This window comes from Bradyrhizobium sp. UFLA05-89 (assembly GCF_059803475.1).
This window is the reverse complement of the sequence record NZ_JBANBA010000050.1, coordinates 1-14,743: the sequence shown is the minus strand read 5'-3', so window position 1 is coordinate 14,743 and position 14,743 is coordinate 1. Positions and strand designations below refer to the sequence as shown.

12 protein-coding genes are annotated in these 14,743 nt (G+C 64.4%); 6 read left to right on the top strand and 6 right to left on the bottom strand.

Annotated features, from left to right (window positions below; all coding sequences use genetic code 11):
• Positions 1-5: 5 nt before the first annotated feature.
• From SO139_RS24395 to hpaR, 5 genes are all read right to left on the bottom strand, one after another.
• Positions 6-3,275 carry a transglutaminase family protein gene (locus SO139_RS24395; RefSeq protein WP_449379592.1) on the bottom strand — a complete coding sequence of 1,090 codons (3,270 nt, stop codon included), beginning with the start codon at positions 3,273-3,275 and terminating at the stop codon, positions 6-8.
• 151 nt (positions 3,276-3,426) lie between these two features.
• On the bottom strand, positions 3,427-4,950 hold the full coding sequence (locus tag SO139_RS24390; RefSeq protein WP_449379593.1) for a UxaA family hydrolase: 1,524 nt from the start codon (positions 4,948-4,950) through the stop codon (positions 3,427-3,429).
• A 99-nt stretch (positions 4,951-5,049) separates the two neighbouring features.
• Positions 5,050-5,826 carry an HpcH/HpaI aldolase family protein gene (locus SO139_RS24385; protein ID WP_449379594.1) on the bottom strand — a complete coding sequence of 259 codons (777 nt, stop codon included), beginning with the start codon at positions 5,824-5,826 and terminating at the stop codon, positions 5,050-5,052.
• 157 nt (positions 5,827-5,983) lie between these two features.
• On the bottom strand, positions 5,984-7,069 hold the full coding sequence (locus tag SO139_RS24380; RefSeq protein ID WP_498540695.1) for a malate/lactate/ureidoglycolate dehydrogenase: 1,086 nt from the start codon (positions 7,067-7,069) through the stop codon (positions 5,984-5,986).
• Between the two features lie 170 nt (positions 7,070-7,239).
• On the bottom strand, positions 7,240-7,758 hold the full coding sequence (hpaR, locus tag SO139_RS24375; protein ID WP_449379596.1) for a homoprotocatechuate degradation operon regulator HpaR: 519 nt from the start codon (positions 7,756-7,758) through the stop codon (positions 7,240-7,242).
• Between the two features lie 116 nt (positions 7,759-7,874).
• On the opposite strand from hpaR, the gene hpaH reads away from it, so the two are divergent.
• From hpaH to SO139_RS24345, 6 genes are all read left to right on the top strand, one after another.
• A complete protein-coding gene (gene hpaH, locus SO139_RS24370) occupies positions 7,875-8,681 on the top strand; it encodes a 2-oxo-hept-4-ene-1,7-dioate hydratase (RefSeq protein WP_498540694.1) in 807 nt (268 codons plus the stop codon).
• Between the two features lie 30 nt (positions 8,682-8,711).
• On the top strand, positions 8,712-9,110 hold the full coding sequence (locus SO139_RS24365; RefSeq protein ID WP_474801872.1) for a 5-carboxymethyl-2-hydroxymuconate Delta-isomerase: 399 nt from the start codon (positions 8,712-8,714) through the stop codon (positions 9,108-9,110).
• Positions 9,103-10,641 carry a 5-carboxymethyl-2-hydroxymuconate semialdehyde dehydrogenase gene (gene hpaE / locus SO139_RS24360; RefSeq protein ID WP_449379633.1) on the top strand — a complete coding sequence of 513 codons (1,539 nt, stop codon included), beginning with the start codon at positions 9,103-9,105 and terminating at the stop codon, positions 10,639-10,641. Before SO139_RS24365 ends, hpaE begins: the two co-directional genes overlap by 8 nt.
• 132 nt (positions 10,642-10,773) lie before the next feature.
• Entirely contained in the window at positions 10,774-11,757 is a 984-nt protein-coding gene (gene hpaD / locus SO139_RS24355) for a 3,4-dihydroxyphenylacetate 2,3-dioxygenase (protein ID WP_449379599.1), read from the top strand.
• Between the two features lie 3 nt (positions 11,758-11,760).
• The gene (locus SO139_RS24350; RefSeq protein WP_449379600.1) at positions 11,761-12,630 is read left to right on the top strand and encodes a fumarylacetoacetate hydrolase family protein; all 870 of its coding nucleotides are present in this window, start codon (positions 11,761-11,763) and stop codon (positions 12,628-12,630) included.
• Positions 12,631-12,651: 21 nt separating this feature from the next.
• Positions 12,652-14,277: a thiamine pyrophosphate-dependent enzyme gene (locus tag SO139_RS24345; protein WP_449379601.1), complete on the top strand. Its 1,626-nt coding sequence runs from the start codon at positions 12,652-12,654 to the stop codon at positions 14,275-14,277.
• 9 nt (positions 14,278-14,286) lie between these two features.
• On the opposite strand, the gene alkB is transcribed toward SO139_RS24345, so the two are convergent.
• Positions 14,287-14,743 (bottom strand): DNA oxidative demethylase AlkB (alkB, locus tag SO139_RS24340; RefSeq protein ID WP_498540693.1); only part of this gene is annotated, 457 nt, incomplete at its 5' end.

The following is a 14,743-nucleotide window of genomic DNA, read 5'->3' as shown; positions in this document are numbered from 1 at the left end:
CATACTCAATGCAGGAGCGGCGTGCGCAAGTCGAGGGTCAGCGGAAACTCAATTGTGCGTTCCTCCGGCGGCGGCTGGCTGGGACCCGGCGTATGACCGTGGTCCTGGAAGCGCGCCAGCCGCCGCGCCTCGGCCTCGTAGGTGTTGACCGGCTTGGTGTCGTAGCTGCGCCCTCCGGGATGGGCAACGTGATAGACGCAGCCGCCGAGCGAGCGGCCGTTCCAGGTGTCGATGAGGTCGAAGGTCAGTGGCGCATGGACCGGGATGGTCGGGTGCAGGCCGGAGGCCGGCTGCCATGCCTTGAAGCGGACGCCGGCGACGGCTTCCGCGGAGCGGCCGGTTGGGGTCATCGGCAGGCGGCGGCCGTTGCAGGTCACGACATGGCGGCCCTCGATGAAGCCTTCCGCCTTCACCTGAAGCCGCTCAACCGAACTATCAACATAGCGCACGGTGCCACCAGCCGAGCCCTCTTCACCGAGCACATGCCAGGGCTCCAGCGCCTGCCGCAATTCCAGCGTCACGCCGCCATGATGGACCCGGCCAAAGGCGGGGAAGCGGAATTCGAGTTGGGCCAGATACCATTCCGGCTCAAAGGGATAGCCCGATTGCTTCAACTCAGAAAGCACGTCAACGAAATCCTCCCAGATGAAGTGAGGCAGCATGAAGCGGTCATGCAGCGCCGTGCCCCAACGCACGAACCTGCCGGCCTGCGGCTCGCGCCACAGTTTTGCGATCAGCGCGCGCACCAGGAGCTGCTGGGCCAGCGACATCCGCGGATCGGGGGGCATTTCGAGCGCGCGGAATTCGACCAGGCCAAGCCGCCCCGTCGGCCCCTCCGGTGAATAGAGCTTGTCGATGCAGATCTCGGCGCGATGGGTGTTGCCGGTGATGTCGACGAGCAGATGCCGGAACAGCCGGTCCACTAGCCACAGCGGCGTCTGATAGCCCGGCGGCGGCACGTGCGAGAGCGCGATCTCGAGCTCGTAGATACTGTCATGGCGCGCCTCGTCGATGCGCGGCGCCTGGCTGGTCGGGCCGATGAACAGACCGGAGAAGAAGTAAGACAGCGACGGATGGCGCTGCCAGTAAAGCACCAGGCTCTTCAACAGGTCGGGACGGCGCAGGAACGGCGAGTCCTGCGGGCTCGAGCCGCCGACCACAACGTGATTGCCGCCGCCGGTGCCGGTGTGGCGACCATCGACAAGGAAGCGGTTGGCACCGAGCCGCACCTTCGCGGCGTCCTCATAAAGGCCGGAGGTGATGTCGACCGCCTCGCGCCAGCTCTTCGCCGGCTGGATGTTGATCTCGATCACGCCAGGGTCGGGCGTCACCTTGATGACGTCGATGCGCGAATCGAATGGCGGCGGATAGCCCTCGACATGGACTGGAAGCTGCATCTCCTCGGCGGTGGCTTCGAGCGCCGCGATCAGCTCGAGGTAATCCTCGATCCGCTCGACCGGCGGCATGAAGGCGCAGAGCACGCCATCTCGGATTTCGAGCGCCATAGCGGTGCGCACCGGGACCGTCGTATTGAGATAGTCGGGCGCGACCCGCGGCGGCGATGGCGGCCGCGGCATACGGCTGAACACCGGCAGCTGCTTGCGCACCTCCATCGGGTCCTGCTCGATGATGTACGGGTATTGATTGGGCGGGACGTAGCCGAGCGAGCCCATCGGCAGCCGCAAGCCCAAGGGCGAGTCCCCCGGAGTCAGGAACAGATGGCTCCGCCGCAGACCCCAGCGTTCGCTGCGCCAGCGTGGCGGCGCATTCCAGCGCTGCACCGGCAGCACGAAGCCGCGCGGCGTGCCGAGGCCCTGATCGAACACCCGCGCCATCCGCGCCCGCGCCTCGGGATCGGACAGCTTGGAGTCGGAAGGATCGACATTGACGGGAAGGTCGGCCTCCTTCTGGAGCCAGTAGGCGGGATCCTCATAGGCCGGCATGATGTAGCCGGGATCGAGCCCGAGCCGCGCCGCCGTACCCTCCATGAAGGCTTCGGCGTCCCTCACCTCGGCGCGGCGGGGATTATCGATCCTGGCGATCAGGTCTGCGTTCTTCCAGATCGGCACACCGTCCTTGCGCCAGTAAAGGCCAAAGGCCCAGCGCGGCAGGCTTTCGCCCGGATACCATTTGCCCTGGCCGTAATGCAAAAGGCCGCCCGGCGCGAAGCGCGTGCGCAGGCGACGGATCAGATCGTCAGCGAGGGCACGCTTGGTCGGGCCGACGGCCTCGGTGTTCCACTCCGGCGCTTCGAGATCGTCGACCGACACGAAGGTCGGCTCGCCGCCCATGGTGAGCCGCACGTCCTGCGCGGCGAGATCGCCGTCGACCTGTTCGCCGAGCTCATTGAGCCGCGACCAGGCTTCATCGGAAAAAGGCTTTGTGATGCGAGGCGCTTCGCGGATTCGCCTCACGCTCATCTCGAAGGCGAACTCGACCTCGGCGAAGCCGGCGCTGCCGGAGATCGGCGCGGCCGAACGGTAATGCGGCGTTGCGGCTACGGGAATGTGCCCCTCGCCCGCCAGCATGCCGGACGTTGCGTCAAAGCCGATCCAGCCCGCACCCGGAAGATAAACCTCCGCCCAGGCGTGCAGGTCCGTAAAGTCATTCTCCACCTCGGGCGGCCCCTCGATCGGATCGATGTCGGGACGGATCTGGATCAGATAGCCGGAGACGAAGCGCGCGGCGAGGCCAAGATGGCGCAGCGACTGGATCAGGAGCCAGGCGGAGTCACGGCACGAGCCGGCACCGGAGCTGAGCGTTTCCTCGGGCGTCTGCACCCCCGGCTCCATGCGGATGATGTAGCGCACCCGCTCCTGGAGCTTGCGATTGAGCTCGACCAGGAAGTTGACGGTGTTGCTGGCCTCGCGCGGGATCGACGCAAGATATTCGGCAAACAGCGGACCCGGCGTGTTGGTCTCGAGATAAGGCGCAAGCTCGGTCCTGAGATCCTGGGGGTACTGAAACGGAAAGCTGTCGGCATAGGGTTCGACGAAGAAGTCGAACGGGTTGACCACGGTCATCTGCGCCGTGAAATCGACCTCGATCTTGAGCTCCGTCGTCTTCTCCGGAAAGACGTAGCGCGCCAGCCAGTTGCCTTGCGGGTCCTGCTGCCAGTTCACGAAGTGATTGGGCGGGGTGACCTTGAGCGAATAGCTCAGGATCGGCGTTCGCGTGTGTGGCGCCGGCCGCAAGCGGATGGTCTGCGGGCCGAGATCGATCGGACGGTCGTATTTGTAGTGCGTGACGTGGTGTAATGCGACGTAGATCGACACGGATGCGGTGCTCCAGCAGCTTTTTTGAGCAGAACACCTGATGTCATCGCGATCAAGCACTAACAACGGGCAGCGCGTGCCTAGGAAGTATCCGCCATAGTCCCCCCGTTGCCCGGATGGACCGAAGCGAAATCCGGGCTACCCGGTGACGTTACATCGTGGCGCCAATCACCCACGGCGCGAACTCGGCGCCGCCGAAATCAAAGCTCTCGCTCTTGGTCGGCTGGCCCGAGGCCGTCTTCAAGATGAGATCGAAGATGCGCTGGCCGCACTCTTCGACCGTCTCGGAGCCTTCGAGGACGGTCCCGCAATTGACGTCCATGTCCTCTTCCATGCGCTTGTACATGGGCGTGTTGGTCGCAAGCTTGATCGACGGCGCGGGCTTGCAGCCGAACACGCTGCCACGGCCGGTCGTGAAGCAAACGAGATTGGCGCCGCCTGCGACCTGACCCGTTGCCGCAACCGGGTCGTAGCCGGGCGTATCCATGAACACAAAGCCCTTCTTCGTCACCGGCTCGGCATAGCGCAGCACGTCGACGAGATTGGTGGTGCCGGCCTTGGCCATCGCGCCGAGTGACTTCTCGAGAATCGTGGTGAGGCCGCCGGCCTTGTTGCCGGGGCTCGGATTGGCGTTCATCTCGGCGCCTTCGCGCTCGGTATACTCTTCCCACCAGCGCATGAGATCGACGAGCTTTTCGCCGACCTCGCGGCTGACCGCGCGGCGCGTGAGCAGATGTTCGGCGCCGTAGGTCTCCGGCGTCTCCGACAGGATCACGGTGCCACCGTGACGCACGATGAGATCGCTGGCCGCGCCGAGCGCGGGATTGGCTGACACGCCGGAATAGCCGTCCGAGCCGCCACATTGCAGCGCCACGGTCAGTTCGCTCGCCGGCACCGCTTCGCGTTTTACGTTGTTGGCGTCCGCGAGCGCCTCGCGCACGAAGGCAACGCCGGCCTCGACCGTCTTGCGGGTGCCGCCGACCTCCTGGATGTCCATCGCGCGCAGGCGGCCGGCGAGCTTCTGCTCCTCCATCAGGCCGCCGATCTGGTTCACCTCACAGCCAAGGCCGAGCACGATCACGTGGGAGAAATTGACGTGCCGCGCGTAGCCGCCGAGCGTGCGGCGGAGCAGCGCCAGCGGCTCGTTCTGCGTCATGCCGCAGCCGGTCTTGTGCGTCAGCGCGACGACGCCGTCGACGTTGGGGAATTCGGCCAGCGGATTTTCGCCGGTGAAAGGATTTTTCTTGAAGACGTCGGCGACGAGGCCAGCGACATGCGCGCTGCAATTCACCGAGGTCAGGATGCCGATATAGTTGCGCGTAGCGACGCGGCCGTCGGGGCGGCGGATGCCCTCGAAGGTCGCCGGCAGATCGAAATTCGGCGTCGGCTTGACGTCGGCGCAATAGGCATAGTCCTTGGCAAAATCGCCCATGCCGCAATTCTGCGTGTGCACGTGCTGGCCGGGCGCGATCGGCGCGGTGGCAAAGCCGATGATCTGGCCGTAGCGCCTGACCGGCTCGCCCACAGCAATCGGCTTGATCGCGACCTTGTGCCCCGACGGGATGCGGTCGACCGCCGTCACACCGTCAGCCACCACCGTTCCAGGCGGCAGGCTCGCACGCGCGATCACCACGCCATCATCAGGATGCAGGCGGATGACGGGGGCTGGGGTCATGATCGTTTCTCCTTCGGAGGCGTGTAGCGAATAGGGAATGGCGAGTAGCGAAAGGAAGCAGCGCTATTCGCTACTCCCCATTCGCCATTCGCCAAGCATTTAAGCCTTGCCGCCGGAATCCTTCCGGGTCTGGTTCACCTGCATCCTGGCATAGGTCGACATCAGACCGACCTCGTTCGACAACGTCACCAGCTTGAAGCCCATGTTGATCGCGCGTGCGGCACCTTCCGCGCCGCTGCAATGGATGCCTGCGTTGAGGCCACGCTTGCCGCATTCCTTGATGATCTTTTCGTAGATCGCAAGAATCTCCGGCTCGCTGCGGTCCAGCTTCGGTTCGAGCCCGTAGGAGAAGCCGAGGTCGGACGGGCCGATATAGACGCCGTCGATGCCCTCGACATCGAGGATCGCCTCCATGTTCTCGACCGCGGTCCTGGTCTCCATCATCGGCAGCAATACGGTCTCGTCGTTCGCCGTCTTCTGGTACGTGCCAGCAGTGCCGTACATGCCGGCACGGATCGGCCCGTTGGAGCGTACGCCCTTCGGCGGATACTTTGCATAGGAAACGAGGTTCCTGGCCTCCTGCGGCGTGTTGACCATCGGGCAGATGACGCCATAGGCGCCGCCATCAAGTACCTTGCCGATGATGCCGGGCTCGTTCCAGGGCACACGCACCATCGGCGTCACGGGATGCTTGTCCATCGCCTGGAAGCACTGAACCATCGACAGATAGTCCTGCACCCCATGCTGCATGTCGACGGTGACGCTGTCGAAGCCGCATTGCGCGATCACTTCGGCCGAGAAGCCGGAGGGGATCGCAAGCCACGCATTGACGACGGCCCTGCCCGACTTCCAGATTTCCTTGACTTTATTCGCCACGTTTCCTTCCTTCCCTGTTGGCTCTTCCTCGCCGTCATTGCGAGCGAAGCGAAGCAATCCAGAATCTCTCCGCGGCAACACTCTGGATTGCTTCGTCGCTCCAGCGCAAAATAGCTACGCAATCTTGTCGCGGGCTCCTCGCAATGTCGAAAGTGAATTAGCTCGTCGCCCTCTGAATACTGGTCTCGCTGACACCGACATCGCGGGCGGTATTCACTATCGCTGCCCAGGTGTCATCCGGCAAGGGCACGCCGTTCCGGATGCGCTCGGCCCGGGTTTTTCTTTCGGGGTCGCCGGGGATCAGCACCTGCTCGACGCCGGTCATCGGCTTGGTGGCCCGGATGAAGTCGACGTAGCGCGACACTTCGGCGTCGAAAACATCTGACGTGTCGACCACTTTGGGATCGACGAAGAACGCCAGCATGCCATTGGCGAAGCGGCGGCCGCCCGAGGTAGCGCCGGTTCCGGTCAGCGCGCCGCCGAGCAGTTCGCAAATGAACGCAAGGCCCGAGCCCTTGTGCTCGCCAAAGGCGCGAATCGCGCCCGTTCCCTGAGTGTGGTCGCGCGGCCCGTCGGGCGTGTATGGCCCATAGAGCACAACAGGGTCCTCGCTCAGCGCGCCGTCGGAATCCACCAGCGCGCCCTTTGGCAGATTCTTGCCGCCACGGCTTGCGACCAGCACCTTGCCTTCGGCAACGATCGACGTTGCAAAGTCCAGCACGATCGGATCCTGGCCCTCGCGCGGAATGCCGACGCAGTAGGGCGCGGTCGACAGCCGCTTCTGAACGCCGCCGAACGGCGCGACCAGCAGCGAGCCGGCGGCGTTGACGAAATAGACCGAGACCAGTCCCTTGGCCGCAGCCATCTCGGCCCAATCGCCGACGCGGCCGATATGGCCGGCATTGCGCAGGGCGACCGCGGCGAGGCCCGCCTTCCTGCACTTCTCGATGCCGATCCTCACCGCCTGCGGTGCAACCGTCTGGCCGTAGCCGAACTTGCCGTCGACCACCGCAAGCGAGGGCGTATCGAGCACCACTTCCGCATTCTGGTTCGGGATTACGTTCCCCGTCTTCTTCCAGCGGATATAGACGGGCACGCGGATCACGCCGTGGCTGTCATGGCCGGTGAGATTGGCGGTGGTCAGATACGTCGCGATGCGTCTGGCTTCTTCCGGCGAGGACTCCGCGTGCGAAAACACCTCCGTGACGAAGTCGATCAGCTTCTCAACCTGAATGGTGACCATAACGAGTCTATTTGCCTCTACCTTCTTGTTCCCTGCCGGATGAGCTGGTTGCAGATGCGGCATCATCCGGTCCCGGCGCCGATTTTGGGCGGATCGGCTTGGGCGGCACTTTGAGCGAAAAAAACCGGCCATGTCCATCGTTCTTGCCGCTGCCGCGCGCATATCTGGTTTCACTCCTCGGCTATTGCCTCGTCGGCACTTCCAAGTCCTGCAAGGCTCTGCTCGAGTTCGCCCAGCATCTCCTGAAGCTCAGCGAGCTTGCGGGCGCCAAAGCGTCGCGTGATCTCGGCATAAATCGCTTCCGACGTCGGCGCCACGACCGCCATCAACTTCACACCCTTCTCGGAGATCGACACCATGCTGCGGCGCTGATCCTCTTTCGCCGTCTTTCGCTCGATCAGATGGCGGCCTTCGAGATCGCGCAGGATGCGCGACAGGCTGGGCCCGAGAAGAAACGCCGTGCGCGCGAGTTCCGTGACCTCGACCGCGTCGATGGCCGCAAGCGCGCGCAGGATGCGCCATTGTTGCTCGGTGAGACCATGCTGGCGCAGCGAAGGGCGGAACTGCCGCATCACCGCCTCGCGCGCCCTCAGCAGCGACATCGGCAGCGAACGCGAAAACTCGCGCATCGGTACATGCCGGGCGGCAGGCGCGCCTCCGTTCGCTGGATCAGCCGGTTTCTTCTTCACGATGATGCTCCGCCCTCAATCTCAAAACGTTTGCACTGCAGCAAACCAGAATACGGTTTGACGAATTCATTTAACATGTTAAGTATCTCTCGGCACCACGATTTGTAAGATCACAAATGGCGCTTTCCAACGACGATATTCTGAGCTGCGCGAGGCGTCTGCACCAGGCGGAGAAGACGCGCACGCAGGTCAGGCAGCTCTCGCAGGACTATCCCGCCATCACCATCACCGATGCTTACGCGATTCAGAAAGCCTGGGTCGACATCAAGCTCGGCGAGGGCCGCCTCGTCAAAGGCCACAAGATCGGCCTCACCTCGAAGGCGATGCAGAGCGCGCTCAACATCGACGAGCCGGATTCCGGCGTGCTTCTCGACGACATGTTCTTCGCCGATGGCGGACTGGTGCCGACCGACCGCTTCATCGCGACGCGCATCGAGGCCGAACTCGCCTTCATCATGAGCAAGCGGCTTTCAGGTCCAGACTGCACGATGTTCGACGTGCTCAACGCCACCGACTTCGTGGTGCCCGCGCTCGAGATTCTGGACACGCGGATCGAACGCGTCGATCCCAAGACCAAGGCGACACGAAAAATCTTCGATACTATCGCCGACAATGCGGCCAACGCCGGCATCGTACTCGGCGGCCGCCCGATCCGCCCCTTGGAGGCCGACCTGCGCTGGATCGGCGCGCTGTGCTTCAAGAACGGCCAGCTCGAGGAGACCGGCCTTGCCGCCGGCGTGCTCAATCATCCCGCAACCGCGGTCGCCTGGCTCGCCAACAAGATCGCGCCGCTCGGTCTTGCGCTCGAGCCGGGACAGGTCGTGCTCGCCGGCTCTTTCATCCGCCCGATCGAGACCCGCAAGGGCGACACAATTCAAGCCGACTATGGTGCCTACGGCTCGGTGAGCTGCTACTTCGCCTGACAAACAAGAAGCACAGGGAGCGAAACCGCCATGCCGCATTTCACCATCGAATATTCGGCCAATCTCGATGACCGCGTCGACGTGAGCGCGCTGTGCGAGGTCGTGCGCAAGGCGGCGGTCGAGACCGGCATCTTCCCGCTCGGCGGCATCCGCGTCCGCGCGATCAAATGCGAGCACTACGCGATCGCTGACGGAGGCAAGGACCTTGCCTTTCTCGACATGGTGCTGCGCATCGGCGAAGGCCGCGATCTCGCCACCCGCAAGAAAGCCGGCGAGCACGTCTTCCAGGCCCTCTCCAGGCATCTCGATCCCGTCTTCGCAAGCTCGAAGTTCGCCCTGTCGTTCGACATGCAGATCAACGACAAGGAGACGAGCTGGAAGCGCAACAACATCCACGATGCCCTGAAAGCGGAGGCCACCCATGGATAAGCCCACGCCGAAAGCCGACGTCTTCCAGGCCAACCGCGAGCGCGTCGCGCCGCTGCTGAAGAGATTGCGTGCCGACGGCATCGGCCACATGATCGACGGCAAGACCGTCGCCTCGATCTCCGGCGAGACCTTCGAGACGAAGTCTCCGGTCGACGGCGCGACGCTCGCAAGCGTCGCGCGCGGCAATGCCGAGGATATCGACCGTGCCGCGACCGCCGCCGCGACTGCCTTCAAGTCCTGGCGCGACATGGGACCTGCGATGCGACGCAAGCTGCTGCATCGGGTGGCCGACGCGATCGAGGACAACGCCGACGACATCGCCGTGCTCGAATGCATCGACACCGGCCAGGCCTATCGCTTCATGGCGAAAGCCGCGATCCGCGCCGCCGAGAATTTTCGTTTCTTCGCCGACAAATGCGCTGAGGCGCGCGACGGCCTGAATACGCCGAGCGAGGAGCACTGGAACGTCTCCACGCGTGTGCCGATCGGCCCTGTGGGCGTGATCACGCCGTGGAACACGCCGTTCATGCTCTCGACCTGGAAGATCGCCCCAGCGCTCGCGGCCGGCTGCACGGTGGTGCACAAGCCGGCGGAATGGTCGCCCGTCACCGCCGATCTCCTCGCCAAGCTCGCCAAGCAGGCCGGCATCCCCGATGGCGTGCTCAACACCGTGCACGGATTTGGCGAAGAGGCCGGCAAGGCGCTGACGGAGCATCCCGCGATCAAGGCGATCGGCTTCGTCGGTGAGAGCGCGACCGGCTCGGCGATCATGAAGCAGGGCGCGCCAACGCTGAAGCGCGTGCATTTCGAGCTCGGCGGCAAGAACCCGGTGATCGTGTTCGACGACGCCGACCTCGACCGCGCGCTCGATGCGGTCGTGTTCATGATCTACTCGCTCAACGGCGAGCGCTGCACCTCCTCCAGCCGGCTTTTGATCCAGGCGAGCATTGCCGAAAAATTCGTCGAGAAGCTCACCGCGCGCGTGAAGGCGATCAGGGTTGGCCACCCTCTCGATCCCGCGACCGAGATCGGACCGCTGATCCACGAGCGGCATCTTGCAAAGGTCTGCTCCTATTTCGACGTCGCCCGCGAGGACGGCGCGGTCATTGCCGCTGGCGGCAAGGTCCATGACGGCCCCGGCGGAGGGCACTACGTGCAGCCGACGCTGGTGACCGGCGCGCACAGCAAGATGCGTGTCGCGCAGGAGGAAGTGTTTGGCCCGTTCCTCACCGTGCTGCCCTTCAGCGACGAGACCGACGCGATCGAGATCGCCAACGACATCCGCTATGGCCTCACCGGCTACGTCTGGACCAACGACATGGGCCGCGCGCTGCGTGTCGCCGATGCGCTCGAAGCCGGCATGATCTGGCTGAACTCGGAGAATGTCCGCCATCTGCCGACGCCGTTCGGCGGCATGAAGGCGTCGGGGATCGGCCGCGACGGCGGCGACTATTCGTTCGACTTCTACATGGAAACCAAGCACGTCTCGCTCGCGCGGGGCACGCACAAGATTCAGAAACTGGGAATTTAGGGAAGCAGTCGTCCCGGGACGACGCGAAGCGTCGAACCACAGATGCGCAATTGCGCATCGGGGAACCTCGAGATTCCGGGTTCGGTCCTGACGGACCGCCCCGGAATGACGGGCCTAGAGAGGGGAAACGCAATGCCGGCACCGCAACACGTCTTCGAGCCGCCCTTCAACATCATCCGTTCGAGCCACGCCGTGCTCGACGTGACCGATCTGAAGCTTAGCCGCGAATTTTACGAGACCACCGTCGGGCTGCATGTCGAGGATGCCGACGACAGCGTCGTGTACCTGCGCGGCGCCGAGGAGCATCAGCACCATTCGCTGGTGCTACGCAAGGCCGCCGTGCCGGCCTGCAACCGCCTCGGCTTCAAGGTCGGCAACGAAAAGGATCTGGACAAGGCGGCTGCGTTCCTCACCGAGAACGGTCTCAAGCACGCATTCGTCGACCAGCCCTTCCAGGCTCGCACGCTGCAATTCACCGATCCTTTCGGCTTCCAGATCGAGCTCTACGCCTCGATGGAGAAGCGGCCTCATCTCTTGCGCCGCTACGATCTCTACCGGGGATGCCACCCGCAGCGGCTCGATCACTTCAACGTCTTCGCCGCCGAAGTGCAGGACACGGTCGACTTCTACGCGCGGCTCGGCTTCCGTCTCACCGAATATGCCGAGGAGGATGGGCCGAACGGCCGCATCGCCGCCGCCTGGATGCATCGCAAGGGCAACGTCCACGACTTCGCCATCACCAACGGCAAGGGCCCGCGCCTGCATCATTTCGCCTACTGGACGCCGACGGCGATGAACATCATCCATCTCTGCGACGTGATGGCCTCGCAGGGCTTTGTGAAGAACATCGAGCGCGGTCCCGGACGCCACGGTATCTCGAACGCGTTCTTCCTCTATGTCCGCGATCCCGACGGTCATCGTCTCGAGCTTTACACCAGCGATTATTTCACCGGCGATCACGACCACGAGCCGCTGCGCTGGTCGCTGCGCGATCCGCGCCGGCAGACGCTGTGGGGCGCGCCCGCCCCGCGCTCATGGTTCGAGCAGGGCTCGCCGTTCACGGGCCAGGCCGTACGCGAGCCGAAATTCGTGGCCGACGTGCTGGTGGCGGATTGAGTGATGACAGCCCCTCGCCTCGCCACTTACTCCGTCAAGGGTGCGACCAAATACGGTGTCGTCGTCGACGGCGGCATCGTTGATCTCTCCACGCGCCACGCCAAGGACTATCCGACACTGCGCGAGGTGATCGCAGTCGGCAAGCTGGTAAGCTTTGCAGAAGACGCTGCCGCCCTTACGCCGGATCACGCGCTCGCCGACATCACATGGCTGCCGCCGGTGCCTGCGCCGGAAAAGATCATCTGCATCGGCGTCAACTATCCCGACCGCAACGCCGAGTACAGGGATGGCCAGGACGCGCCGAAATATCCGAGCATGTTCATGCGCTCGCCGCGCTCCTTCGTCGGCCACGAGACGCCGTTGGTGCGCCCGCGCGCGTCCGCGCAGCTCGACTATGAAGGCGAGATCGTGCTCGTGATCGGCAAGGCCGGCCGGCACATTCCGGAAAGCACCGCACTCGACCACATTGCGGCCATCACTCTCTGCAACGAGGGCTCAGTACGCGACTGGCTGCGGCACGCAAAATTCAACGTCACGCAGGGCAAGAATTTCGATTCCAGCGGTAGCCTCGGCCCGTGGCTGGTGCCCTACAAGCAGGAATCACAGCTTGCGGATGTACGGTTGACCACACGCGTCAACGGTGAGCTCCGGCAGGACGACTCTACCAGCCGGCTGATCTTCCCGTTCCGCTATCTCATCAACTACATCTCGACCTTCGCAACGCTCGTTCCCGGCGACATCATCGTCACGGGCACGCCGACCGGCGCCGGAGCACGCTTCGATCCGCCGCGCTATCTCAAGCCCGGTGATGTCATCGAAGTCGAAGCCGACGGCATCGGCCTGTTGCGCAACGGCGTCGTCGACGAAGCCTGACATCTGGATTGGAAGACAACCATGGCTACCCTCACCGGCGGCGAAGCGATCGTAAGCGGCCTCGTCGCCCATGGCGTCGACACCGTGTTCGGCCTGCCCGGCGCGCAGGTCTACGGACTGTTCGACGCCTTCCACCAGGCGCAGCTCAAGGTGATCGGCGCGCGGCACGAGCAGGCCTGCGGTTACATGGCGTTCGGCTACGCGCGCGCGAGCGGCAAGCCCGGCGTGTTCAGCGTGGTGCCCGGCCCCGGCGTGCTCAATGCGAGCGCCGCGCTTCTGACCGCCTTTGGCTGCAACGAGCCGGTGCTCTGCGTCACCGGCCAGGTGCCGACAGCCTTTCTCGGCAAGGGCCGCGGGCACCTGCATGAAATGCCGGATCAGCTCGCGACCCTGCGCAGCTATGTGAAATGGGCTGACAGGATCGAAGCGGCGGCCAACGCGCCGACGGTGGTCGCGCGTGCATTTCAGGAGATGCTGTCGGGACGTCGCGGCCCCGCCTCGGTCGAGATGCCTTGGGACGTCTTCACGCAGCGCGCCCACACGGCGGCTGCGCAGGTGTTGGCGCTCTTGCCTCCACCGCAGCCCGATCCAGACGCCGTGAAACAGGCCGCTAGCCTGATCAAGGCCGCGAAGGCACCGATGATCTTCGTCGGCAGCGGCGCGATCGACGCGCGCGAAGAGATCCTCGAACTCGCCGAGATGATCGACGCCCCCGTCGTCGCCTTTCGCAGCGGTCGCGGCATCGTCTCCAATGCTCACGAGCTTGGGCTCACCATGGCGGCCGCCTACAAGCTGTGGCCGAACACTGATCTCATGATCGGCATCGGCACGCGGCTCGAGCTGCCCACCATGTCGCGCTGGCCGTATCGTCCGGACGGATTGAAGTGCATCCGGATCGATATCGACCCGGTTGAGATGCGACGCTTTTCCGCGGACGCGCCGGTTGTTGCCGATGCCAAGGCCGCGACCGCCGATCTTGCAGCCGCCGTCCGCAAGGCGGGCTACAGCAAGACCAGTGGCCGGCGCGCGGCGATCCGCGAGGCGACCGCGTCCGCCCAAGCGGAGATCCAGCGCATCCAGCCGCAGATGGCGTATCTCAACATCCTGCGCGACGTGTTGCCGGCAAACGCTGTTGTCACCGACGAATTATCGCAGGTCGGCTTCGCCTCCTGGTACGGCTTTCCGATCTACGAGCCGCGCACTTTCATCACCTCGGGCTATCAGGGCACGCTCGGCTCCGGCTTCCCCACTGCGTTGGGGGCCAAGGTCGCCAATCCCGACAAACCGGTCGTGGCGATCACCGGCGACGGCGGCTTCATGTTCGGTGTCCAGGAGCTTGCCACCGCCGTACAGTTCAACATCGCCGTGGTGACTTTGGTGTTCAACAACAACGCCTATGGCAACGTGCGCCGCGACCAGCGCGAGCGATTTGACGGCCGTGTGGTGGCTTCCGATCTCGTCAATCCGGATTTCGTCAAGCTCGCGGAGTCCTTTGGTGTCGCGGCTGCGCGCGTGACCTCACCGGATCATTTCAAGGCCGCACTGGAGAAGGCGCTCGCCCATGGCGGGCCGTATCTCCTGTCGATCGAAGTGCCGCGCGACTCGGAAGTCAGCCCCTGGGCGTTCATTCATCCGCCGAAGCCTTGAGCCGCGGCTTCATCGCGTCTTGCGGAAGGTCAGGTTGATCCGTTGGCGGCCGAGCAGCGCATGCTCGCCATCGGCGAGCGGCGCGACGCCATGATAAGCGAGCCGCGAGGGCCCGCCCCACACCACGACGTCGCCGTGCACCAGCCGAAAGCGGCGCGGCTTGTCGCTGCGCGCCATGCCGCCGAACAGGAAGATCGCGGGAAGGCCGAGCGAGACCGACACGATCGGTGCTGAGAGATCCAGCTCGTCCTTGTCCTGATGCAGCGACAGTCGCGTGCCGGGCTCGTAGAGATTGACGAGGCACGCATCGGGCGCGAAGTCGGGAAAACCTCTCTCCTCGGCCGCGCGTTTCGCCAGGTCTCGGAATATCGGCGGCATAGCCGGCCACGGCTTTTCGGACAGCGGATCGATCGGGTCATAGCGATAGCCGGTGTGATCGGTGATCCAGCCGCGCTCGCCGCAATTC